This window comes from Pseudomonas sp. P5_A2_2, assembly GCF_054177685.1.
In genome coordinates this window covers 1-24,463 of sequence record NZ_JBGCUL010000019.1, presented here as the reverse complement: position 1 = coordinate 24,463, position 24,463 = coordinate 1, and the positions used below count along the sequence as shown (strand labels likewise).

Sequence of the window (24,463 nt, the reverse complement as noted above, 5' to 3'; positions counted from 1 at the left end):
GTAGGCATCTTCCACACGCTTGAGCAGATCGCGGGCCACCGATTCGTAGGCCGGCAGCAGACTGCGGGGGATGAAATTGCCGTCGAGCAACGTGGCCAGCGAATCATGGCCGAAATTTTTCACCGCCAGTGCTTCACGGTGCTCGAATGGCCGGGTCGAGCCGACCGCATGCAGGCGCCCGAGCAACTGGCCCAGGCGATACAACTGGTCGAGATTGCCCGGCTCCGGCGCGCGGCCACCACGGCGGGGGAACAGGGTGAAACGGAAACCGTTGTGTTCGTGCAGGGTTTCACCGTTATGGATCAACGGCGCCACCACTGGCACCTCGCAGTCGGCGAGTTCGGCGGTGAACTGGTGCTCTTCCAGAATCGCTTCGTTGCTCCAGCGTTGCGGCCGGTAGAACTTGGCGATCAGTGGCTCGGCGTCTTCGATACCGACCTGATAGACGCGGTTCTCGTAGCTGTTGAGCGCCAGGATGCGCGCGTCGCTAAGAAAGCCGATGCTTTCGACGGCGTCGAGTACGAGGTCTGGCGTAAGGGTTTCAAACGGGTGGGCCATGCTGACTCCTGCGCGCAGCAGGCTGCTGCGTCCGGCCAGGCATGGTAGCGCAGACGGTGGGGTTTTAGTGGCTGGACTGAGATGTGTGGTGTCTGGGCTGACGCCATCGTCGGAACGCCGCCCGGAGCAAGCTCGCTCCCACAGGTCATGCGCCAGATTTGAAATCGCGCCAATCCTGTGGGAGCGGGCTTGCCCGCGAAGAGGCCGGATCAGGCGCCGACGATCCCGCCATCTTCCCGGGTAATCGCCATTACCGAAGACCGCGGCTTGCCATTAGGCAGATGCTCGGGGAAGGTTGAACCGCCGTTTTCACCCGGATGCTGAATCCCGACAAACAGGGTTTTCTGATCCGGCGAGAAGCTGATCCCGGTCACTTCACAACCTACCGGCCCGACCATGAAACGGCGAATCTCGCCGGTCGCAGGATCGGCGCAGAGCATCTGGTTATTGCCCATGCCGGCAAAGTCACCGGCATTGCTCACATCACCGTCAGTCAGAATCCACAAGCGTCCGGCCTTGTCGAAGCCCAGGCCGTCCGGGCTGTTGAACATGTTCTGCGGCGTGATGTTCGACGAGCCGGCCTTTGGCGTACCGGCATGCGCACCCGGGTTGCCGGCCACCACGAACAGGTCCCAGGCAAAGGTGTGCGAGGCGTGATCATCACGCTCGGTGCGCCAGCGCAGGATCTGGCCGTAGACGTTCTTTTCGCGTGGGTTCGGCCCGCCCACCGGTTGCCCGTCTTCGCCACGTTTGGCGTTGTTGGTCAGCGTGCAGTAAACCTGGCCATCCTTGGGGCTGACCACGATCCATTCCGGGCGGTCCATACGCGTGGCTTTCACCACGCTGGCTGCGAGACGGGCGTGGATCAGCACTTCGGCCTGATCGGCAAAGCCGTTGCTGGCGTCGATGCCGTTTTTGCCATGGGTCAGTTCGATCCATTCACCCTGGCCTTTCGGGTGATCGGCGTTGCCGTCGCCCGCATCGAAACGCGCCACGTACAAGGTGCCGTGATCGAGAATGTCGCGGTTGGCCTTGGGGTTCTTGTGGTCGATCTTGTCGCGGCTGACGAATTTGTAGATGAACTCACCGCGCTCATCGTCGCCCATGTACACCACGGCATGACCGTCGCCGGTTTCGGCCAGGGCGGCGTTTTCGTGTTTGAAGCGCCCCAGGGCCGTGCGTTTGACCGGCGTCGACTTCGGATCGAACGGATCGATCTCCACCACCCAGCCGTGACGGTTGAGTTCGTTGGGGTTCTTGGCCAGGTCGAAGCGCTCATCGTGATGATGCCAGTTGATCTCTTTGCTGGTCACCACCGCGCCGTAGCGTTTTTGCGCCGGGTCGAATTTCTGCTCGGCGTTGCTGCTGCCGAAGCAGTCGGTGAAGTTCTCTTCGCAGGTCAGATAGGTGCCCCACGGTGTCTTGCCGTTGGCACAGTTCTGGAACGTGCCGAGGACGTTCTTGCCGTGTGGGTCGGCGCTGGTTTTCAGCAGGGCATGTCCGGCGGCAGGGCCGCTCAGGCTGATCGGTGCGTTGCCGTGAATGCGGCGGTTGTAGCGCGAGCCCTGGACAAACTGCCATTGGCCGTTCTTGCGCTGCACTTCAATCACCGACACACCTTCGCAGGCCAGTGCCTTGCGCACTTCTTCCGCCGATTGCGGCATGCCGCCGTGGGCGTAGAGGTAGCGGTAGTTGGTGTATTCGTTGTTGATTGCCATCAGCGCCCGGTCTTTTTCACCGGGAAACTCGAACAGGCTCATGCCGTCGTTGTTGTCGCCGAACTGGGCTTCCTGATGTTCAGCGCTGCCATTGCCGCTCAGGTCGAACACCGGGCCGTCCTTGTGCAGAGGCTGGCCCCAGCTGATCAGCACCGAGGACTTGTAGCCCGCTGGCAGGGTGATGGAGTCGCTGGTGGCGGCGGGGATGCTGTCGAAGCCCAGCAACTGGCTGTTGCCGGCGCTGACACTGGCAGCCATCACGCTGCGGCTCAGCAGATTGCCGCCGAGGAACATCGCCGCGCCGCACAGGGCACCTGCGCTGATGAAGCCGCGGCGGCTGAGGCCGACCATGGTTTCGAGGTCGGTGGACTGGTTTTCTTCTAATAGACTCATTTCAGGCTCCCTGCGGTTTTGCAGACACCTTAATGCTGAGTAATGAACCTTTTGTTACGGTTTTGCTTACAGCGGCGTGCCCAACAGAACCCTGGACGGCGAAAACTCCACGCGCACCGGTTTGCCGCACGTCAGCCCCAATGCCTGCAGATGCCTCGGCTCGGCCAGGGCGCATAGTGACAAGCCGCTGGGCAGGGTGATGCGTACTTCGCTGGGGCCATCGTCGGCGTCGAGAATCTTCTCGATGGTGCCTTTCAGGCAATTGTTTCCAGGCGTTTCTGCGGAATCGATTCCCAGTACATCGAGCCAGCCGGCCTTGATCAGTGCCACGACTTCGGTRCCGATGTGCAGTTCCAGGCGTTCGGTGCTGTCGTGGGTGATTTGCGCGTCGACGATCACGCCTTCGGCGACCTTGAGGCGAATCAGGTCGTTGCGCCCCTGAGGTTCGATCGCCACCACCTTGCCATGCAACTGATTGCGCGCGCTGGTGCGCAGCATCAAGCGCCCGAGCAGGTCCAGGTCGCTGGCGTCTTCAGCGGCTTCCAGCACTTGAGCCTGCAAGGCTTGCAGCTTCTGGTACAGGCGCAATACGCGCTGACCTTCGATGGACAGGCGTGCACCACCACCGCCCTTGCCACCGACAATCCGCTCCACCAGCGGCTTCTGCGCCAGGTTGTTCAGCTCATCGATCGCATCCCAGGCGGCCTTGTAGCTCAGGCCTGCGCTTTTTGCCGCGCGGGTGATCGAGCCTTGTTCGGCGATGTGCTGCAGCAGGGCGATGCGCTGCGGACGGCGGACAATGTGCTGGGACAACAAGGTAGGCAAGGACATGACAAGTCGCTTTGGGTGGTAACGATGGTGAGGACGTTGGCCGCTTGGGCCGCGCGAGTCAAGTCAGGGTGTTTCGCCGGGTTTGGGCGTGCGGGCCAGGCAATAGACGTCGACCCTTGCCGCACCGGCGTCCATCAGCAGGCGAGCCAGGGCCTGGGCCGTGGCACCGGTGGTCAGGACGTCGTCGATCAGGGCCAGGTGCTGGCCTTTGACGACCGCGCCGGACGCCAGGGCGAAAGCGTTGCGCAGGTTCTTTCGGCGTGCTTCGGCRTTCAATGCCTGTTGGGCGTCGGTGTCCTGGGTTCGCAGCAGCAACCGTTCGTCGCAAGGGATATCGAGACTCGTACCCAGCCACTGGGCCAGCATCGCCGCCTGATTGAACCCGCGTTTGCGCAGGCGCCGGGTTGCCAGCGGCACCGGGATCAGCGCATCGGGTCGCTGCAGATCGTCTTCGAAGCGATGTTTCAGGTATTGAGCAAGAAGTTCGGCGAGCAGGCGGCCAAACGGCCACTTTGCACTGTGCTTGAAGCGGGTAATCAAGCTGTCTACCGGAAAGCTGTAGGTCCAGGGGGCAATCACTTGTTCGAAGGCGGGTGGCTGCTTCAGGCAATATCCGCAGGTCAGGCCTACGGCCGGAAGCGGCAGGGCGCAGGTCTGGCAGTGATCGCCGAGCCAGGGCAACTCGGTTTCGCAGGCCGTGCAGACAGGGACAATGCCGTCGGCCGTTTCATCGCATAGAAGACATGGTTGTTTGTTTTTTAACCAGATGTAAACCAGTCCTTCGTATTGAGGTTGACAGCGCATCACTCTTCCTTAAACATGCCGAAACATCCGTGTCGTGCCTGTGGGTATTCCGTTCCCCCGGCCGCTTGCCAAGCCTGAATAAAGGAATCGCCCATGAGCGCCAGCACCACTGCAACCCTGCGTCATGACTGGACTTTAGCCGAAGTCAAAGCGCTCTTCGTACAGCCATTCAACGACCTGCTGTTTCAGGCGCAGACAGTGCACCGTGCGCATTTCGACGCCAACCGCGTCCAGGTGTCGACCCTGCTGTCGATCAAAACCGGCGCCTGCCCGGAAGATTGCAAATATTGTCCACAGTCCGGTCACTACAACACCGGCCTGGAAAAAGAAAAACTGATGGAAGTGCAAAAGGTCCTCGAAGAGGCCGCTCGCGCCAAGGCCATCGGTTCGACCCGTTTCTGCATGGGCGCGGCGTGGAAGCACCCGTCGGCCAAAGACATGCCTTACGTGCTGAAAATGGTCGAAGGCGTGAAGGCCATGGGCCTGGAAACCTGCATGACCCTCGGTCGCCTGGATCAGGAGCAGACCGAAGCGCTGGCCAATGCCGGCCTCGACTATTACAACCACAACCTCGACACCTCGCCTGAGTTCTACGGCAGCATCATCACCACCCGCACCTACAGTGAGCGCCTGCAAACCCTGGCGTATGTGCGTGAATCGGGGATGAAGATCTGCTCCGGCGGCATTCTTGGCATGGGCGAGTCGCTGGACGACCGCGCCAACCTGCTGATACAGCTGGCCAACCTGCCGGAGCATCCGGAGTCGGTGCCGATCAACATGCTGGTGAAAGTCGCCGGTACACCGCTGGAAAATGCCGACGACGTCGATCCGTTCGACTTCATCCGCATGCTCGCCGTCGCGCGCATCCTGATGCCGCAATCCCACGTGCGCCTGTCCGCCGGCCGCGAAGCCATGAACGAACAGATGCAGGCCCTGGCGTTCTTTGCTGGCGCCAACTCGATTTTCTACGGCGAAAAACTGCTGACCACCGCCAACCCGCAGGCCGACAAGGACATGCAACTGTTCTCGCGACTGGGCATCCTGCCGGAAGCCCGCGAAGAGCACGCCGACGAAGTGCATCAGGCAGCTATCGAGCAGGCGCTGGTGGAGCAGAAGAGCAGCGAGCAGTTCTATAACGCGGCGGTTTAAATCCATCCACCGACTCTTCTGATTGGAATGCAAAACACTGTGGGAGCAAGCTCGCTCCCACAGGGATCGCATTCATTTTGATTTCTGTGATCTGAACGTCGAGGCCTGCATGTCTTTCGATCTCGCCGCACGCCTTGCTGCCCGTCGTGCCGAAAACCTCTACCGCCAGCGACCGCTGCTCGAAAGCCCGCAGGGGCCGCAAGTGGTGGTCGATGGCCAGCCGTTGCTGGCGTTCTGTAACAACGACTACCTGGGCCTGGCCAATCATCCGCAAGTGATCGAAGCCTGGCGTGCTGGCGCCTTGAAGTGGGGTGTGGGCGGAGGGGCGTCACACTTGGTCGTCGGCCATAGCTCCCCGCACCATGCCCTGGAAGAAGCGTTGGCCGACCTGACCGGTCGCCCTCGCGCGTTGCTGTTCACCACCGGTTACATGGCCAACCTCGGTGCGGTCACGGCGCTGGTGGGGCAGGGCGATACGGTGCTCGAAGACCGGCTCAATCATGCGTCGCTGCTCGACGCGGGGCTGCTGTCCGGCGCGCGGTTCAATCGCTACTTGCACAACGACCCGGTGAGCCTGGCCAAACGCCTGGAAAAAGCCACCGGCAATACGCTGGTGGTCACCGACGGCGTGTTCAGCATGGACGGTGATATCGCCGACCTGCCTGCGCTGGCTCGAGAGGCAAAGGCCAAAGGCGCCTGGTTGATGGTCGACGATGCCCACGGTTTTGGACCACTGGGTGCCAACGGTGGCGGCATCGTCGAACACTTCGGCTTGAGCCAGGATGACGTTCCCGTGTTGGTCGGCACCCTCGGCAAGGCGTTCGGTACGGCGGGTGCCTTTGTGGCTGGCAGCGACGAGCTGATCGAAAGCCTGATCCAGTTCGCCCGCCCCTACATCTACACTACCAGCCAGCCACCCGCGCTGGCCTGCGCCACGTTGAAAAGCCTGGAACTGCTGCGCAGCGAACACTGGCGTCGCGAGCATTTGCAGACACTGATCCGCCAGTTCCGCCAGGGCGCCGAACAGATTGGCCTGGAACTCATGGACAGCTTCACGCCGATCCAGCCGATCATGATCGGCGACGCGGGGCGCGCGGTGCGCCTTTCGCAAATGCTGCGTGAACGCGGGTTGATGGTGACTGCGATTCGCCCGCCGACCGTACCCGCCGGCAGCGCCCGACTGCGGGTCACGCTGACGGCTGCCCACAGCGAAGCTCAAGTACAGCTATTGTTAAACGGACTGGCCGATTGTTTTCAACAACTGCAGTCGGAGCCAAGCCATGCGTGATCGTCTGATTCTGCTGCCCGGCTGGGGCCTTGGCGTTTCACCGCTGGAGCCTCTGGCGGCAGCCTTGCGCGGCCTGGATGAGCACCTGCATGTCGAGATAGAGCCGTTGCCGGAGCTGGAGTCGAGCGATCTTGAAGAGTGGCTCGATGAGCTTGATTCGACCTTGCCGCAAGACGCCTGGCTGGGCGGCTGGTCATTGGGCGGCATGCTCGCCTGCGAGTTGGCGGCCCGGCGTGGCGATCGCTGCTGTGGTGTGTTTTCCCTGGCCAGCAACGCTTCTTTTGTCGCTCATGAACAATGGTCAAGCGCAATGTCCGGGGAAACCTTCGATGCGTTTCTGGCGGCATGTTCAGCCGATCCGCGCGCGACGTTGAAACGCTTTTCACTGCTCTGCGCCCAAGGCGCCGAAGACCCGCGCGGATTGTCGCGGTTGTTGCTCGGTGGCGCCCCGAACACCGCCGCGCCGGTGCTGCTCAGTGGTCTGCAAGTGCTCGCGCAACTGGATACACGACAGGCACTGCAATCGTTCCGCGGTCCGCAACTGCATCTGTTCGCCGGCCTCGACGGGCTGGTGCCGGTGGAGGCGGCGGGCGAGTTGTTGGCATTGCTGCCGGATGTCGAAATCGGTCTGATTGAACAGGCCGGCCACGCGTTTCTTCTGGAGGATCCCCACGGTGTGGCGGGGGCGATCCAGGCCTTTTTGCATGAGTCCGGTGATGACTGATTTATCCTTTCCCAACCTGCCCGGCGCCTTGCCAGACAAGCGCCAGGTAGCCGCGTCATTCTCCCGCGCAGCGGCAAGCTACGACAGCGTGGCCGAGTTGCAGCGTGATGTGGGCAGCCAATTGCTCAGGCGCTTGCCACAGGGCTTTGTACCGCAGCATTGGCTGGATCTGGGCTGCGGCACCGGGCATTTCAGTCGTGCCCTGGGTGAGCAATTTCCAAGCAGCCACGGGGTGGCGCTGGACATCGCCGAAGGCATGCTCGAGCACGCCCGGCCATTGGGCGGTGCCACGCACTTCGTGGCTGGCGATGCCGAGCGTTTGCCACTGCAGGATTCGACCTGCGAGCTGATCTTCTCCAGCCTGGCGGTGCAGTGGTGCGCGGACTTCGACTCGGTGCTCAGTGAAGCTTTTCGAGTGCTGAAACCGGGCGGCATCTTCGCGTTTGCTAGTCTTTGTGCAGGGACGTTGTTTGAACTGCGCGACAGCTGGCGGCAGGTCGATGGCATGGTGCACGTAAACCGCTTCCGGGAGTTTGGTGTTTATCAGCAGTTGTGCGCTGCCAGTGGTTTACGGGTCGTCAGTCTGCAAAATCTGCCGCATGTGCTGCATTACCCGGATGTGCGCAGCCTGACCCATGAACTCAAGGCGCTGGGCGCGCACAACCTCAATCCCGGACGGCCGGGCGGCTTGACCGGGCGAGCGCGGATTTTGGGTTTGATCGAGGCTTACGAGCAGTTTCGTCGGGCTCAGGGACTGCCGGCGACTTATCAAGTGGTGTACGCCGTATTGGAGAAACCCTTATGAGCGCAGCCTATTTCATCGCCGGCACGGATACCGATGTCGGTAAAACCACGGTCGCTGCTGGCCTGCTGCATGCGGCGCGTTCGGCGGGCTTGAGCACGGCGGCGGGCAAGCCGGTCGCTTCCGGTTGCGACGTGACGCCCAAAGGCCTGCGCAACGCCGATGCGCTGGCCTTGCTGGCGGAGTGTTCGCTGCCGCTGACGTATGCCCAGGTCAATCCGGTGGCCTTCGAACCGGCCATCGCCCCGCACCTGGCGGCGCGAGAGGCGGGTGTGGCGCTGACGGTGCAGTCGTTGCTGGCGCCAATGCGGCAGATTCTGGGTATGCAGGCGGACTTCACCCTGATCGAAGGCGCCGGCGGATGGCGCGTACCCTTGGCGGATCAGGACAATCTGTCGGACCTCGCCATCGCATTGAAGCTGCCGGTGATTCTGGTGGTCGGCGTGCGATTGGGCTGTATCAGCCATGCCTTGCTGACCGCCGAAGCGATTGCCCGGGACGGTTTGCAACTGGCGGGATGGGTGGCCAACATCATCGACCCGAAAACCTCGCGGCTGGAAGAAAACCTCGCCACCCTTGCCGAGCGCCTCCCGGCGCCGTGCCTGGGGCGTGTGCCTAAACTCAAGGCCGTTACGGCCGAGGCAGTGGCCGAGTACTTGCAACTGGACCTGTTGGACTGACGTTTTTGCAATGCGGGTTTTGCCTATGATAAGGCACTGTGCCATTAGTGTTTTTGTCGAGTGTTTTGCCGGCCACTCTGCTTCAATGGCCGCTGTTCATCCTTTGAAAGGACGAGTTTTCCCATGGAAATCTCAGGAAGCAGCGCTTTTTATGCAGGTCTGAGCACCCTTCAGGCAGGGCTGAACCGTGTCGATCAAGCCGCCGGGCAGATCGCCAACATGACGATCGAGCGATCGGTCACCAGCCAGTCCTCCGAGGCGCAGGTCGATCGTCTGCGATCGGTTGATCGCAGCCAGCAATCGGACCTGAGCAGCAACGTGGTCGAAATGGCCCAAGGCAAGATTCAGGCGGAGCTGGGCGTGAAAGTCGCCAAGGCAGCCGATGAAGTGCTCGGAACGTTGATCGATACCTTCGCTTGATTTTTACAGAATCCGTACTCTCCAGCGCCGCGCCCGTTCGCGGCGTTTTTCTGCGTAAGTCTTTCTTCCTCAACTAATCTTTTCCGCATGGCTGGCCGCTTTGAAAGCGCGGCTGCGCTGTCGTGTGCCTGTGTGTCCAAGCCTGCGATGACGAACGGCAAAAGATCGACGCTTGACAAGAATTGGGCGTAAACGTATGTTTCAAACAACTGTTTGATCGCAACAACAAATCAATGCGGTCGTCCATTCCCGGTTACATCAGCAGAGGTTTATCGCTATGCCTGACTACAAGGCCCCCTTGCGTGATATTCGCTTCGTTCGTGACGAACTGCTCGGCTACGAAGCGCACTATCAGAGCCTTCCGGCTTGTGCCGACGCAACTCCGGACATGGTTGACGCCATTCTTGAGGAGGGTGCCAAGTTTTGTGAACAGGTACTGGCTCCGCTGAACCGTGTGGGCGACATCGAGGGTTGTACCTGGAGCGAGTCCGGCGTCAAGACCCCGACTGGCTTCAAGGAAGCCTACAAGCAATTCGTCGAAGGCGGCTGGCCAAGCCTGGCCCACGACGTTGCGCACGGCGGCCAAGGCCTGCCGGAATCCCTGGGTCTGGCGGTCAGCGAAATGGTTGGCGAGGCCAACTGGTCGTGGGGCATGTACCCGGGCCTGTCGCACGGTGCGATGAACACCATCTCCGAGCACGGTACCCCTGAGCAGCAAGAGGCTTACCTGACCAAGCTGGTTTCCGGCGAGTGGACCGGCACCATGTGCCTGACCGAGCCGCACTGCGGCACCGACCTTGGCATGCTGCGCACCAAGGCCGAGCCTCAGGCCGACGGTTCCTACAAGGTTTCCGGCACCAAGATCTTCATCTCGGCCGGTGAACACGACATGGCCGACAACATCGTCCACATCGTACTGGCCCGCCTGCCGGATGCACCGGCTGGCACCAAAGGCATCTCTCTGTTCATCGTGCCGAAGTTCATGCCGAACGCCGATGGTTCGATCGGTGCGCGTAACGCCGTGTCCTGCGGTTCCCTGGAACACAAGATGGGCATCCACGGCAACGCCACCTGCGTGATGAACTTCGACGGCGCCACCGGTTTCCTGATCGGCCCGGCGAACAAAGGCCTGAACTGCATGTTCACCTTCATGAATACCGCACGTCTGGGTACCGCGCTGCAAGGCTTGGCCCACGCCGAAGTCGGTTTTCAGGGCGGCCTGAAATACGCTCGTGACCGTCTGCAAATGCGCTCGCTGACTGGCCCGAAAGCGCCGGACAAAGCCGCTGACCCGATCATCGTGCACCCTGACGTACGTCGCATGCTGTTGACCATGAAGGCATTCGCCGAAGGCAACCGTGCGATGGTTTACTTCACCGCCAAGCAGGTCGACATCGTCAAGTACGGCGTAGATGAAGAAGAGAAGAAGAAAGCCGACGCACTGCTGGCCTTCATGACGCCAATCGCCAAGGCCTTCATGACTGAAGTCGGTTTCGAAGCGGCCAACCACGGCGTGCAGATCTACGGCGGTCACGGCTTCATCGCCGAGTGGGGCATGGAGCAGAACGTTCGCGACAGCCGCATCTCGATGCTGTACGAAGGCACCACCGGTATCCAGGCACTCGACCTGCTGGGCCGTAAAGTGCTGATGACCCAAGGCGAGGCTCTGAAAGGCTTCACCAAGATCGTCCACAAATTCTGCCAGACCAACGAAGGCAACGAAGCGGTTCAAGAGTTCGTCGCACCGCTGGCTGCACTGAACAAGGAATGGGGCGAACTGACCATGAAGGTCGGTATGGCTGCCATGAAAGATCGCGAAGAAGTCGGCGCGGCCTCCGTGGACTATCTGATGTACTCCGGTTACGCCTGCCTGGCCTACTTCTGGGCTGACATGGCGCGTCTGGCTGCCGAGAAACTGGCTGCCGGCACTTCCGAAGAGGCCTTCTACACCGCCAAGTTGCAGACTGCGCGTTTCTACTTCCAGCGCATCCTGCCGCGTACCCGCACTCACGTTGTCACCATGCTGTCGGGCGCCAACAACCTGATGGACATGAAAGAAGAGAACTTCGACCTGGGCTACTAAGTCCTGGCGCAGTCCTTCATAAAGAAACCGCCGCTTCCTCCGGGAGCGGCGGTTTTTTTGTGCGCTGTGGTCAGGCTTTGATCACCATGGCGTCGGGTCCAGGGGGCCGACGCCAGTCGGGGTACTCACGCCTTCGCCGTTACGTATGAACGGCAGGTGCCAGAAGTCGTTCGGGACGACGGGATCGCCAGGCTTGACACCTTCCGGAAAGATGAACTCGAACACCGGCGCCACATACTGTCCGGCAATCAGCCCATTGGCGACGGTCAGCCTGCCCGCATTCTGGATGCAACCGTCCACGCCGGCCTGGGATAAGCTTTGCTGTGGAACGCAAAGTGACCGTGCAACAACGCGCAAGGTACGTGTCGGCTGGCTAAGTAGCCCGGTGGGCGCTTTGGTCGCGCGTAATCTGGCGCGTTGTGGCTGGGCCCCCGTGTTCTGTGTGGTAATACCACCCGAGGCTCCCAGGCAACTGGCCGCAAGGCCAAGCCCAGGGTTGCATTCACCCGTCATCTCATAGGGTGTAATCCAGCGATTGGTTTGCACACCTGTCGATGGATTGACATCTATCAGATAGATATCGACCGGGGTCTGGATGTCGGTGGTCGAGGCTTCAAGGAAAATCCGGTCCTGCGTCTCTTGGGCTACTCCGCTGATGGCCGTTGCGGCCGGGTCGGCCGTACCGATGCCAAATTCCCCGATAGCCAGGTAGCTGGGCTGCGAACCAGGCTGAGTGTAGATCCCGACATTCGCCTCGATCGTGTGTGCAGAGATGAAGTCCGGGAGCCCCGTTGTTGCTGACTTGAACAGAGTACCGGACCAGCTGATGAAGTCGCCGACTTCGAAGGGTGCCTGTTGTGTCGGGTCGGGGTCCGTCGCCGTGCGTGTAGCATCGCTGAATCTCTTCATGACGTACTGGCTGCAATAGACCTGCCCCACCGCTGGACCCGAGAGCTCTCCACTGGCCGGAGGCGTGACGCCGGCCTGGCTGAAGTTGCGGCAGTTGTTGGTCGTGGTCGGGGTGACCACTTGTGGCCGGTTTTTCTGTGGGCAGAGTGCATCGTCCCCGGAAATCGTGCGCGGCACGCACATCGGGTAGCCGGTGGCGGCATGGATGGTCGGGTTGGCATCATCGACGGAGAAGCGTGGGTCGGGGCTTTGGGCACGGCCAAAACGTCCATTCGGATCGTTGATCTGAATGATCGTGGGTTGCGTCGGGTTTCCGCTGTCAACTTCGAGGTTGCCGTTGGTGTAGTCGATCCGGGTGATGACACCGCTGCCCGCATTGACTGATTGCTGGGAGACAAAGATCAGCCCGGCAATTTGCTTGTTGGAGACAGTATTACCTACCACATGGATCTCGAACGAGGGGTAGGCTGCCGGTGATTTTCCGAGCGCCAGGGTTCCAACCCTGACGAAGTCGGCCCAGGTCAGGGTGTTGGCCGGCATCTGCATAACGGTGTTGCAAGGGACAACAATCGTGACGCCGTTCAACTGGACGGTCCCCCCAAAGCGGCCCGGGTCGCTGGTATTGGGGCAATTCGCATTGGTGGTGTCCAGGGTCATGTTTTGGATAAAGCCGGTAACGTCAAACCCATGAATCGCAGTCGGGTTTGTAAAAATCGGATCGGGCAGTGTGGGTGTCGTGAACGGCGAGGGCAAACCCGGGGGCTTGGCAGTCCCGCCACCACCGCCACCGCCACCGCCAGCTCCGTTTTTGGCAAATGCATCTCCACCACCAATGGCCAGTGCGACAGCGACGGCACCGGCGAGCAGAGCATGGCGACTGAAGATGCCGTTGAATCGTTTGTGAGGCAGCAGCGGTATGGCGAGCGTTTTTTCGAACAAAGATAAGCTCATGGCTCACTCCAGAATCTTGCAGGACCAATTGCCGGCCGATCGAGATCGCGGATCTGCTGATGCGCTGAATCCTGCGCAAGAAAAACGCAAAGCCGTGAGTGTCGAATTGGGGCTCGATCCAGCGGGGTAAGTGCCTGTGTACGGTCGACACTTGCCGTTCGGATGCTTTCACCTGCGTTGCGTTGGCCGGTTACGGACGCAAACGCGAGAGACATTTCCTTGAGCCTGAGGGGCACCTAGCAGTAGTCGTGCCTGATTGGTTCAGTCGCCTTGTTAGCCAGTAAAAATGCGGGCTGCGCTGATGTTGGTGATATACACATAGTTATAGTTATGTGATTAACGCCAAAGTAGGTGGGTATATATGCCCAAATTTGGAGTGCTGTGAAAAGTTTTAGTAGGTGTGTCTCCGTTAGTGGTAGTTGAGAAGTGTTGTCTGTTAAATACTACTAAAGTCGCAGGTGTGCAAAAGGGGGGTGAAGAGGGTGGAGAAAAAATAGTCGTGTATGGGAGGTATAAATAAAAAGACAATAGCTAACGCAGTGCAACTTGCGCACGAATGGGTTTTATATGTTTGATGGATGTTTTTTTTGGCTGGCGATGCGGTTTTACAGGTGTTTTTTAAGTGCCGTTTACACCGGGGTATTTGGATGAGCAAATACTCTGCCAGCTTCAAAAAAACGCAGTCTGGTGACGTGATGCCCTTTAAATGCTGGCTTTTAGAAGTCGTTGGTGATCACCGGATGCGGGCTGTTTGGGGAATGGCACCCAATAATTGGGTGAAGTTTAACCAGAACTGAGGAATAGTGCGCAGTTGCTGTTGATAGTAGGGTTTCTTGATTTGACTTAAATGAAAAATGTAGAAATTTTCATGTTGAAATGTTTTGTTGCAGCTAGAGTTGCATCAAGCGCTATCCAGTAGTGCCAAATATCATTTTTTAAAAAGGCCTGGGCCACGAGAGTGCTTTGCCAGTTGGGTCTCGCATTGTCCATGCAACTTCAAGTTGATGTGGTTACTCGAGCGAGCAGCAACATTCATGGCGATGAGCTCATCTCGCAACAGGGCAACCGCGGAGCCTGACTACTCCGTACTGAATCGGGAACGTCGTCATGTTTAATTATTTGAGCATCTTTCGAACCACCTGCTTGCCCCGTGCAATGGTGATGACACTCTTCGCCATTGGCCTGCCCGTCATGAGCGTTTGGGCCGCAGACCCGGTCGTTCCGGCCGTGCCGGACGTGCCTGGTCTGCAGTCACTGCGCGGCATGACGCCTCCCGACCCTTCGGGAACCGAAGGCGGGCGCAAGGTCGACCTGATGACCGACTACGTGCTCAATCGCTCGGCGGCAGTGCTCCTGGGCAAGGCACTGTTCTGGGACATGGAGATCGGCAGTGACGGCTCCACCGCTTGCGCGTCCTGCCACTTCCACGCGGGTGTCGATCACCGCACCACCAACCAGATCAACCCGGGCCAGGCGAATACCAACGCGAACGTCTCGTCGATCTTCAACAAACCGTTCACCGCGTCGGATATTCCGGGCGACGTGCCGAGCTACACCACCAGGTCCGGTGGCAAGGGCGGTCCGAACTACCTGCTGAAGAAAAGCGACTTCCCGACCCACGTGCTGGCCGATCCGCTGGATCGCAACTCGGCGATTGTCTATTCAAGCGATGATGTCATCGGCTCCCAAGGCGTGTTCGACGCCAACTTCGTCAAGCCCAATCAGTCGCGGTTCGACAAGTGCATTCAGCAACCGGACGGTATCTTCCAGGTGGGCGGTATCAATGTTCGCCGTAGCACCGGGCGCAATGCGCCAACGGTGATCAACGCTGCGTTCAACGTGCGCAACTTCTGGGATGGCCGGGCCAATAACGTATTCAATGGCTTCTCGCCGTTCGGCAATCGCGACCCTGACGCCGGGATTTTCGTGACCAGCGATCGCGGTGGCGTGGCGACCAAAGTCAGGCTGGCGCTCAAGGATGCTTCCGCCGCCTCGCAAGCGGTAGGGCCTCCCGGCAGCCCGGTAGAAATGTCCTGCGGCGGACGTACCTTCGCCGACATTGGCCGGCGCATGCTCGACACCTTGATGCTCAAGCAGCAACGGATCTCGTCCACCGACTCGATACTCGGGCCGGTATCCGGTGGTCATCGGCCGACCTACCGTGAACTGATCAAGAACGCGTTCCAGCCGCGCCTGTGGAATGCCACGCAGCAGGTCTTGCTGGGCGGTGYGCCATACACCCAGATGGAGGCGAACTTCCCGTTGTTCTTCGGGCTGGCGATTCAGATGTATGAGTCCACGCTGATCTCGGACCAGGCGCCGCTGGATGCCTATTTGCAGGGCGATCATACGGCCATGAACGAGCAGCAGGTCCAGGGCATGAATCTGTTCCTGGGCAAGGGCAAGTGCATCAGTTGCCACGGCGGTGCGGAATTGACCAACGCCGGCAGCCGCTTGCTGTTCCATCCTCGGGAACGGATCGAACGCATGGTCATGGCCGACAACCTGACCACACTGTATGACAACGGCTTCTACAACACCGGGGTGCGTCCGACCTCGGAAGACCTGGCGCTCGGTGGCTCGGATGCCTGGGGCAATCCGTTGTCCTTCACTCGTGAGTACAACACCGTACTGCAGGGCGGCCAGATCCCTGACCCGCTGGAAGTCGATGTGTGCACCTTCGAAGTGCCTTTGAGCCCGGCCATCCCTTGTGATACGACGCTCAAGCCCAATGTCGGTTTCCGCGATGCGGTCGATGGCGCCTTCAAGACGCCGACCTTGCGCAACATCGCGTTGACCGGACCGTATTTCCACAATGGCAGTCGCGCAACGCTGCAACAGGTGATGGAGTTCTACAACCGCGGCGGCGACCGGCGTGGCGAAGATGCCAGCAACACCAGCGGCTTCGTGCATCCGGCGGTCAATCAGCACAACGGCTCGAACCTCGATCCGGACATGACCCGGCTGAACCTGGCCCCGGATGAAGTGGATGCGCTGGTCAAGTTCATGGAAGTCGGGCTTACCGACCCTCGGGTCGCGTGGGAACGGGCGCCGTTTGACCATCCATCGCTGGTACTGCCACAGGGCGAAAAGGGTGATGAAAACTCGGTCGGGCAAAAACCGGCCAGTCCGAAGATCACTACCCGGYAGGCGCAGGACGCCGAAATCCAGCTCAATCCGGTCGGTGCCGAAGGTCGCACAGCGCTGGAAGGGCCGCTGCAACCGTTCAACAACGACCTGTAACCGTATCGCCCTTGCGTCACTGGCGACTGATGGACGCCAGTGACGACCTTTTACAAATACCTCAGTATTTCACTCAGCAAATCGGGGGGGCTGCCGTTAAAGTGGTGGGCACATTGCCATCTATTGATCTGACCGGTCGGAGCTTTACCCTTGCCGCGCTCTTCCGCTGTGCGTTTCAGTCATTTTCTGCCGTCATTGCTGCTGTTACTGGCGGGGCTTGCGGCTGCGTACATCAAGGATCTGAACGTCTTCTTCACCTCGCTGTTCAACGTGCTGCCCACCCTGGTGCTGTTGCTCGGTGGCGCCTATTGCGCGGTTTACCGACGCCAGCGTGAACTGTTTCTGATGGTCACGGTGTACATCGCCTACTTCCTGCTCGACACCCAGACCGACTATTACCGCGACAACGGCAAAGTGCGTGACGATGCCGCCGTGGTCTTTCATTTGTGTTGCCTGCTGCTGCCGCTGCTGTTTGGCGTGTTCGCGGCTTGGCAGGAGCGTACCCATCTGTTCCAGGACATGGTGGCGCGTTTTGCAGTACTTTTGGCGGTTGGCAGCGTGGCTTTGGGGCTTGAGCAAAGCTATCCGCACGCGCTGCTGGTCTGGCTGTCGGAGATTCGCTGGCCCGCCTTGCATGGCGCCTGGATGAGCCTGATCCAGTTGTCCTACCCGGTGTTCATCGCTGCGTTTCTGCTGCTGGCCTGGCAATACTGGCGCAATCCGCGACCRCTGCACGCCGCGCAATTGGTGGGGCTGCTCGGGCTGTTCTGGATGTTGCCGAAAACCTTCATCCTGCCGTTCACCCTCAACATAATGTGCAGCCAGGTGATGCTGATGATCGCCGCCGCCGTTGCCCACGAAGCCTATCAAATGGCCTTCCGCGACGAACTGACCGGGCTGCCAGGCCGTCGTGCGCTAAATGAGCGCATGCAACGGTTGGGGCGCAACTACGTGTTGGCCATGAGCGACGTCGACCACTTCAAGAAATTCAACGACACCCACGGCCACGACGTAGGCGATCAGGTGCTGCGGCTGGTGGCCAGCAAACTGTCGAAAATCGGCGGAGGCGGTAAGGCGTATCGCTATGGCGGCGAGGAGTTTGCCCTGGTGTTTGCAGGCAAGACCCTCGAAGAGTGCCTGCCGCACCTGGAAGTCATCCGCGATTCCATCGCCACATACAACATTCAACTGCGCAATCAGGAAAACCGCCCGCAGGACGATAATCAGGGGCGCCAGCGGCGTGCCGGTTCCGGGGCGTCGAGTGTATCGGTGACAGTCAGTATCGGCGTTGCCGAGCGGATCGATCAACGCACCCCTGAAGAGGTGCTCAAGTCCGCTGACAAGGCGCTCTACAGCGCCAAGGGTGCCGGGCGAAACTGTGTGATGGCGTTCGGGCAGAACCGCCGTGGCGCCGTGCGCATGGACGCCGCTACGGTTGAGTGATGATGGCGCATTCAGCGAGCGGTAGGTGGTTGTGAGGCACGGCCGGCGGCAGTAGGTTGAAGAAATCTGCCGACGGAGAATGACCATGCCCGAGTACAAAGCTCCCTTGCGCGACATGCGCTTTCTGATCGACCACGTCTTCGACTTTCACAGCAACTACGCCGCGCTGGGGGCCACCGATGCCAGCCCGGACATGGTCAATGCGATCCTCGAGGAGGGCGCGAAGTTCTGCGAAAACGTGCTGTCGCCGCTCAACCGCAGCGGCGATGAAGAAGGCTGTCATTTCGACAATGGCGTGGTCACAACGCCCATGGGCTTCAAGCAGGCATTCGCCCAATATATCGAGGGCGGCTGGCATGGCTTGGCGGCGGATCCGCTTTACGGCGGTCAAGGGCTGCCGATCTCTCTGGGCCTGGTGATCAGCGAGATGGTGGGCTCCAGCAACACTTCATGGGGCATGTACCCCGGCCTGACCCACGGAGCGATGTCGGCGATCCACGCCCATGGCACCGAGGCGCAGAAGCAGACCTATTTGAAGAAGCTTACCGCTGGCCAATGGACCGGCACCATGTGCCTGACCGAAGCCCATTGCGGCACCGACCTGGGCATCATCAAGACCCGCGCCGTGCCTGCGGCTGATGGCAGCTACGCGATCTCTGGCAGCAAGATCTTCATCTCCGCCGGCGAGCACGACATGAGCGCCAACATCATTCACCTGGTGCTGGCCAAATTGCCGGACGCACCGGCCGGGACCAAGGGCATTTCGCTGTTCATCGTGCCCAAGTTCCTGCCCGATGCGACGGGCGAAGCGGGCGAGCGCAACGGTGTGTCCTGCGGCTCGATCGAACACAAAATGGGCATCAAGGCCTCGGCCACCTGCGTGCTGAACTTCGACGAGGCCAAGGGCTTTTTGATCGGTGAGCCGAACAAGGGCCTCAACTGCATGTTCACCATGATGAACCACGCGCGGCTGGGCACCGGCATGCAAGGGCTGTGTCTGGGCGAGGCGAGCTTCCAGGGCGCGATCAAATACGCCAACGACCGTTTGCAGATGCGCGCGCTGACCGGCCCGAAAGCCCCGGAAAAAGTTGCCGACCCGATCATCGTTCACCCTGATGTGCGGCGGATGTTGCTGACCATGAAAGCCTTCAACGAAGGCAATCGCGCGCTGACCTACTTCACCGCGCAGTTGCTCGACGTTGCACACCTGAGCGCGGACGAAACGGCGCGTCAGGATGCCGAAGACTTGTTGGCGTTCCTCACGCCGATCTGCAAAGCCTTCATGACCGACACCGGCCTGGAGGTGACCAACCACGGCATGCAGGTGTTTGGCGGCCACGGGTTCATTCGCGAATGGGGCATGGAGCAACTGGTTCGCGACTGCCGGATCGCGCCGATCTATGAGGGCACCAACGGCATTCAGGCGCTGGACCTGCTCGGGCGCAAGGTCCTCGGCAGCCAGGGCAAGCTGCTGCGCGGGTTCACCAAAATCGTCCACAAGTTCTGCGCGGCGAATGCCGAGCATCCGCAACTGGCCGGGTATGTGGCGCAGCTCAATCAACTGAACCAGCAGTGGGGTGAGTTGACCACCAGGGTCGGCATGGCCGCGATGAAAAACCCTGACGAAGTGGGTGCCGCGTCGGTGGATTACCTGATGTACAGCGGTTACATCATCCTTGGCTACCTGTGGTTGCGCATGGCGCTGGTGGCTCAGGCGCAGCTCGATGCTGGCAGCGGCGATGGCGACTTCTGCAGGGGCAAACTGGCGACCAGCGAGTTTTACTTCAAGCGTCTCTTGCCACGCACAGCTGCTCATCGGGCGGCCATAGAGGCGGGTAGCGATTGCCTGATGCAATTGCCGGCGGAGTTGTTTGCGCTTTAGTCATATAAATCCGTTACAACGAAGCTCGCCTTGCGCGGGCTTTTTTGTTGATGACTAAAAATAACAAAATGGTCATGAGTTGACCCTATGTGTCACAAAAGTTGTTGGGGTACACTCCGACCCAACGAAAACACACTTCCTGTGAATCACCTGTATAGATCTTGCGAGGTTTGCCATGGCTGACTACAAAGCGCCCCTGCGCGATATGCGCTTCGTCCTCAATGAAGTTTTCGAGGTCGCCAGACTCTGKGCCGAGCTGCCTGCACTGGCTGAAACCGTCGATGCAGAAACGGTCGAAGCCATCCTGGAAGAAGCCGGCAAAGTCACCAGCAAAAGCATCGCACCGCTGAGCCGTGCCGCGGACGAGGAAGGTTGCCATTGGGCAGACGGTGCCGTCACCACGCCGGCAGGTTTCCCACAGGCCTATCAGACCTACGCTGAAGGCGGCTGGGTCGGTGTCGGTGGCGATCCGGCCTACGGTGGCATGGGCATGCCCAAAGCAGTTTCGGCCCAGGTTGAAGAAATGGTCAACTCCGCCAGCCTGTCGTTCGGCCTGTACCCGATGCTGACCGCCGGCGCCTGCCTGTCGATCAACGCCCACGCCAGCGAAGAGCTGAAAGCCGCGTACCTGCCGAACATGTATGCCGGCATCTGGGCCGGTTCCATGTGCCTGACCGAGCCACACGCCGGTACGGATCTGGGGATCATTCGCACCAAGGCCGAGCCTCAGGCCGACGGTTCCTACAAGGTCAGCGGCACCAAGATCTTCATCACCGGTGGCGAACACGACCTCACCGCAAACATCATCCACCTGGTGCTGGCGAAGCTGCCGGATGCACCGGCGGGGCCGAAAGGCATTTCGCTGTTCCTGGTGCCGAAGTTCATGGTCAATGCCGATGGCAGCCTGGGCGCGCGCAACCCGGCGAATTGCGGTTCGATCGAACACAAGATGGGCATCCAGGCGTCCGCGACCTGCGTGATGAACTTCGATGAGGCCGTGGGTTACCTGGTCGGCGAACCGAACAAAGGCCTGGCGGCGATGTTCACCATGATGAACTACGAGCGACTGGGCGTCGGTATCCAGGGCCTGGCCACTGGCGAGCGCTCGTACCAGAACGCCGTGGAATACGCCCGCGACCGTCTGCAAAGCCGTGCGCCAACCGGCGCGCAGAACAAGGACAAAGTGGCTGACCCGATCATCGTCCACCCGGACGTGCGTCGCATGCTGCTGACCATGAAAGCCTCGAACGAAGGTGGCCGTGCGTTCTCCACCTACGTGGCGATGCAACTGGACACCGCCAAGTTCAGCGAAGAAGCCGCCACCCGCAAGCGTGCGGAAGACCTGGTGGCGTTGCTGACACCGGTGGCCAAGGCGTTCCTGACCGACCTCGGCCTGGAAACCACCGTACACGGCCAGCAGGTCTTTGGCGGCCACGGTTACATCCGTGAGTGGGGCCAGGAGCAACTGGTGCGTGACGTGCGCATCACCCAGATCTACGAAGGCACCAACGGCATTCAGGCGCTGGACCTGGTCGGGCGCAAGATCGTGGGCAGCGGCGGGGCGTACTACAACCTGTTCGCCGACGAGATTCGTCACTTTACCGCAACCGCGAGTGCGGACCTCGCCGAGTTCACCAAGCCGCTGAACGACGCAGTGACCACCCTCGATGAATTGACCGCGTGGTTGCTTGACCGTGCGAAGAGCAATCCGAACGAAATCGGCGCGGCGTCGGTCGAGTATCTGCAGGTATTCGGTTACGTGGCGTACGCCTACATGTGGGCCCTGATGGCCAAGGCGGCTTTCGGCAAGGAAGCGCAAGACGATTTCTACGCCAGCAAACTGGGCACGGCGCGGTTCTATTTCGCTCGCCTGCTGCCGCGTATTCACTCGTTGAGCGCGTCGGTGAAGGCCGGTAGCGAATCGTTGTTCCTGCTGGATGCAGGACAATTCTGATGAAGTAACGTTATGTAAGCATTCTCTTACATAACGTGCTGCTGTTCTCCCATAGATGCAAATTGGATCCAGAGCTAATCTACTTCTCATGGACGTAGCGCAGGAAGCGCAAAGCAACAACAGGGACACGTAGGATTCTGCCAGGACGGCGGAGTGAAATGGATGTCAGGGAAACAGTCTGCAAAGCCCCGCTTCGGCGGGGTTTTCTTTTGCCTGAAGAAAAGTTTTCAGCTTGTCCCATCCAGCGTATGCGCGCTGTTCAAGCGCCCGTCCGGGCCATTATCACTTCTTCCAGCAATGTCCGCAGCAATGCCAGCGAGGCCTGCTGCCGTTGCACATCCCGACAAACCAAACCGACTCTCAGCGGTACGCGGGGTTCGCTCAGGGGTTTCCACAGCAGTTCGTGGTTGCCATGGGTCTTTTGCGAACGCCCGGGCAGTACCGTCGCCAGGCGCGTGTGCGGCAGGCTGTCGAGGATGCCGGCCATGTTGTTCAATTCGGCTTGCACCTGTGGGCGACGTCCCAGGCTTGTCAGCTGTGCCTGCCAGATCTGYCTTATCTGAAACTCCTCGCCCAGCAACAACATCGGCAGTTCGGCGGCCTGACTCATGGACACTTTCTTGAATTCACGCAGTGGATGCTCTGCCGGAATGACCAGGGTCAGTTCATCTTCGTACAGCATCACGCCATGCAAGCCAGGCTGGCGGGGCGGCAGGYAGCCGATACCGATATCCAGAGAACCGTTGAGCAGTCGCCGCTCGATTTCCAGCCCGGTCAGTTCATAGATCTGCACCACCAGATGCGGCTGCGCCTTGCGCACCCGCTCGAGCATCTGCGGAACGAGGCTGGTATGCACGGTCTGCAATACACCGATGGCCAGGGTGCGTAGCGCCTGACCCTTGAAGTTGCCGAGCGCTTCCCGTGCCCGTTGCAGGCCATCGAGCAAAGGCAATGCGTGGTTGTACAGCGTGTGGGCCGCGAGGGTCGGCAACAGGCGTTTGCTGCTGCGCTCGAACAGACTCACATCGAGGTTTTGTTCCAGGTGGCGGATTTGCTGGGACAGCGCCGGCTGGGAGATGGACAGGCGCTCGGCGGCCCGGCCCACGTGGCCTTCTTCATAGACCGCGACGAAATAACGCAGTTGCTTGAAATCCATAAGTATTACTTATCGAAAATGCTGGGAAATCGAAATGGCTGAACGCCTCGTCTGAGCCTAGTCTAACCGCATTCACAGGGCTTACAGGGCCATAGAGCGCGATGAATACCCTTTGCTTCGATGGTGTTTACATAGGTAAGGCAAAAAACCTCATCAGAGGTTTTTTCAGATGAATCTGTTCAGTCTGCGCCGCAGTCCTCCCAGTCTTGATGATCTGGTCATGGACACCTCCCCGCCATCCCAAGGCAATAACCTTTCCAGCGAGTACTTGATGCCCAGTGTCGAGCGGCCGAAACAGGTGTTTGTGCGTGGCCAGGGTTCATGGTTGTGGGACAGCGATGACCGTGCGTACCTGGATTTTTCCCAGAGCGGTGGGGCCAACAGTCTTGGTCATAGTCCTTCGGTACTGGTCAATGCAATCACTGCCCAGGCCCAATCGCTGATCAACCCGGGTTTCGGCCTGTACAACCGCGGCATGCTCAGCCTCGCCGAACATCTGTGTGCCAGCACCGGCAGTGATCAGGCCTACCTGCTTAATACCGGCAGCGAGGCCTGTGAGGCGGCGATCAAACTGGCGCGCAAATGGGGTCAGCAGCATCGTGGCGGTGCGTCGCGAATCATTGTGGCCAACAACGGATGCCATGGCCGTAGCCTGGCGACGATTTCGGCGTCGGACAGTTCGACATTGACCAACCGATTCGAGCCGCAATTGCCAGGCTTCAGTCGTGTTCCTTTCAATGACTTGCCAGCGTTGCATGCGGCCGTGGATGAGCGGACCGTAGCGATCATGCTCGAGCCGATCCAGAGCGAAGCCGGCGTGATCCCGGCCACCGCACATTACCTCAAGGGTGTCGAACGCTTGTGCCGTGAACTCGGCATTTTGCTGATCTTCGACGAAGTGCAAACCGGCATTGGTCGTTGTGGCACATTGCTCGCGGAACAGTCCTGCGGCGTAACGGCGGATATCGTCGTGCTCGGTAAAGGGTTGGGCGGCGGCGTGCCATTGGCCGCGTTGCTGGCGCGTGGCAAGGCCTGTTGTTTCGACACTGGCGAGGTGACGGGCACTCATCACGGCAATGCGTTGATGACCGCTGCGGGACTTTCAGTGCTCGATACGGTGCAGGACAAGGCTTTCCTCAATCACGTCGCAGAATCCGGTCAGCACCTGCGTGAAGGCTTGGGGCGTTTGGCCCATCGTTACGATCACGGCGAGTTGCGCGGACAAGGGCTGCTTTGGGGGCTGACGCTGTCGGACGATTCCGCTGATGCGGTAGTCAAGGCCGCGCTGTACGAAGGCCTGCTGCTCAATGCTCCGCAACCCGACTGCCTGCGCTTTACCCCAGCGCTGAATGTCAGCAACGCCAACATCGATGAAATGCTCCTGCGCCTGGCGCGTGCCTTCTCCCGAGTACGCACCGCGCAATTGCAGTGCCGTAAAGGGATTGCCGTCTGATCAGGCGCGCCCTGCACAATTT

At 60.1% G+C, this 24,463-nt stretch carries 18 protein-coding genes; 12 read left to right on the top strand and 6 right to left on the bottom strand.

The window, feature by feature from the left end; all coding sequences use genetic code 11:
* From ACXRVY_RS04180 to ACXRVY_RS04165, 4 genes are all read right to left on the bottom strand, one after another.
* A partial coding sequence (locus ACXRVY_RS04180) for a serine/threonine protein kinase (RefSeq protein WP_458237052.1) occupies positions 1–558 on the bottom strand: 558 nt, incomplete at its 3' end.
* A 209-nt stretch (positions 559–767) separates the two neighbouring features.
* Positions 768–2,669, bottom strand: a complete 1,902-nt coding sequence (locus ACXRVY_RS04175) for a PhoX family protein (protein ID WP_223456870.1) — start codon at positions 2,667–2,669, stop codon at positions 768–770.
* Between the two features lie 66 nt (positions 2,670–2,735).
* Positions 2,736–3,500 carry a TOBE domain-containing protein gene (locus ACXRVY_RS04170; protein WP_223456872.1) on the bottom strand — a complete coding sequence of 255 codons (765 nt, stop codon included), beginning with the start codon at positions 3,498–3,500 and terminating at the stop codon, positions 2,736–2,738.
* Between the two features lie 63 nt (positions 3,501–3,563).
* The gene (locus tag ACXRVY_RS04165) at positions 3,564–4,304 is read right to left on the bottom strand and encodes a ComF family protein (RefSeq protein WP_223456874.1); all 741 of its coding nucleotides are present in this window, start codon (positions 4,302–4,304) and stop codon (positions 3,564–3,566) included.
* Positions 4,305–4,397: 93 nt separating this feature from the next.
* On the opposite strand from ACXRVY_RS04165, the gene bioB reads away from it, so the two are divergent.
* The 7 genes from bioB (at position 4,398) to ACXRVY_RS04130 (ending at position 11,450) form a co-directional block, all read left to right on the top strand.
* On the top strand, positions 4,398–5,453 hold the full coding sequence (gene bioB / locus ACXRVY_RS04160; RefSeq protein ID WP_223456876.1) for a biotin synthase BioB: 1,056 nt from the start codon (positions 4,398–4,400) through the stop codon (positions 5,451–5,453).
* A gap of 109 nt (positions 5,454–5,562) precedes the next feature.
* Positions 5,563–6,741 carry an 8-amino-7-oxononanoate synthase gene (gene bioF, locus ACXRVY_RS04155; RefSeq protein ID WP_223456878.1) on the top strand — a complete coding sequence of 393 codons (1,179 nt, stop codon included), beginning with the start codon at positions 5,563–5,565 and terminating at the stop codon, positions 6,739–6,741.
* Positions 6,734–7,465: an alpha/beta fold hydrolase gene (locus ACXRVY_RS04150; RefSeq protein WP_223456880.1), complete on the top strand. Its 732-nt coding sequence runs from the start codon at positions 6,734–6,736 to the stop codon at positions 7,463–7,465. Before bioF ends, ACXRVY_RS04150 begins: the two co-directional genes overlap by 8 nt.
* Positions 7,458–8,270: a malonyl-ACP O-methyltransferase BioC gene (gene bioC / locus ACXRVY_RS04145; RefSeq protein WP_223456882.1), complete on the top strand. Its 813-nt coding sequence runs from the start codon at positions 7,458–7,460 to the stop codon at positions 8,268–8,270. The genes ACXRVY_RS04150 and bioC overlap by 8 nt, the downstream gene beginning before the upstream one ends.
* Positions 8,267–8,947, top strand: coding sequence for a dethiobiotin synthase (bioD, locus tag ACXRVY_RS04140; RefSeq protein WP_223456885.1), 681 nt, complete (start codon positions 8,267–8,269; stop codon positions 8,945–8,947). The genes bioC and bioD overlap by 4 nt, the downstream gene beginning before the upstream one ends.
* 123 nt (positions 8,948–9,070) lie before the next feature.
* Positions 9,071–9,367, top strand: coding sequence for a pyrroloquinoline quinone biosynthesis protein PqqE (locus ACXRVY_RS04135; protein ID WP_223456887.1), 297 nt, complete (start codon positions 9,071–9,073; stop codon positions 9,365–9,367).
* Between the two features lie 277 nt (positions 9,368–9,644).
* Positions 9,645–11,450, top strand: coding sequence for a phenylacyl-CoA dehydrogenase (locus ACXRVY_RS04130; protein WP_223456889.1), 1,806 nt, complete (start codon positions 9,645–9,647; stop codon positions 11,448–11,450).
* A gap of 81 nt (positions 11,451–11,531) precedes the next feature.
* Here the strand turns inward: ACXRVY_RS04130 and ACXRVY_RS04125 are convergent, their stop codons facing one another.
* On the bottom strand, positions 11,532–13,310 hold the full coding sequence (locus ACXRVY_RS04125) for a hypothetical protein (protein WP_223456892.1): 1,779 nt from the start codon (positions 13,308–13,310) through the stop codon (positions 11,532–11,534).
* Between the two features lie 1,107 nt (positions 13,311–14,417).
* Here ACXRVY_RS04125 and ACXRVY_RS04120 point away from each other — a divergent pair.
* The 4 genes from ACXRVY_RS04120 to ACXRVY_RS04105 all read left to right on the top strand — a co-directional run bounded on the left by ACXRVY_RS04120 (position 14,418) and on the right by ACXRVY_RS04105 (position 21,832).
* Positions 14,418–16,553 (top strand): cytochrome-c peroxidase, encoded by a 2,136-nt coding sequence (locus tag ACXRVY_RS04120; RefSeq protein ID WP_458237051.1) that lies wholly within the window; start codon positions 14,418–14,420, stop codon positions 16,551–16,553.
* A gap of 150 nt (positions 16,554–16,703) precedes the next feature.
* Positions 16,704–17,996 carry a GGDEF domain-containing protein gene (locus ACXRVY_RS04115; RefSeq protein WP_223456896.1) on the top strand — a complete coding sequence of 431 codons (1,293 nt, stop codon included), beginning with the start codon at positions 16,704–16,706 and terminating at the stop codon, positions 17,994–17,996.
* Between the two features lie 85 nt (positions 17,997–18,081).
* Positions 18,082–19,878 carry an acyl-CoA dehydrogenase C-terminal domain-containing protein gene (locus ACXRVY_RS04110; protein WP_223456897.1) on the top strand — a complete coding sequence of 599 codons (1,797 nt, stop codon included), beginning with the start codon at positions 18,082–18,084 and terminating at the stop codon, positions 19,876–19,878.
* Positions 19,879–20,053: 175 nt separating this feature from the next.
* Entirely contained in the window at positions 20,054–21,832 is a 1,779-nt protein-coding gene (locus ACXRVY_RS04105) for an acyl-CoA dehydrogenase C-terminal domain-containing protein (protein ID WP_458237050.1), read from the top strand.
* A gap of 259 nt (positions 21,833–22,091) precedes the next feature.
* Here the strand turns inward: ACXRVY_RS04105 and ACXRVY_RS04100 are convergent, their stop codons facing one another.
* On the bottom strand, positions 22,092–22,988 hold the full coding sequence (locus ACXRVY_RS04100; protein ID WP_458237049.1) for a LysR family transcriptional regulator: 897 nt from the start codon (positions 22,986–22,988) through the stop codon (positions 22,092–22,094).
* Positions 22,989–23,157: 169 nt separating this feature from the next.
* Between ACXRVY_RS04100 and ACXRVY_RS04095 the strand changes: the two genes are divergently transcribed.
* Positions 23,158–24,441, top strand: coding sequence for an aspartate aminotransferase family protein (locus ACXRVY_RS04095; RefSeq protein ID WP_223456900.1), 1,284 nt, complete (start codon positions 23,158–23,160; stop codon positions 24,439–24,441).
* Positions 24,442–24,463: the final 22 nt, after the last annotated feature.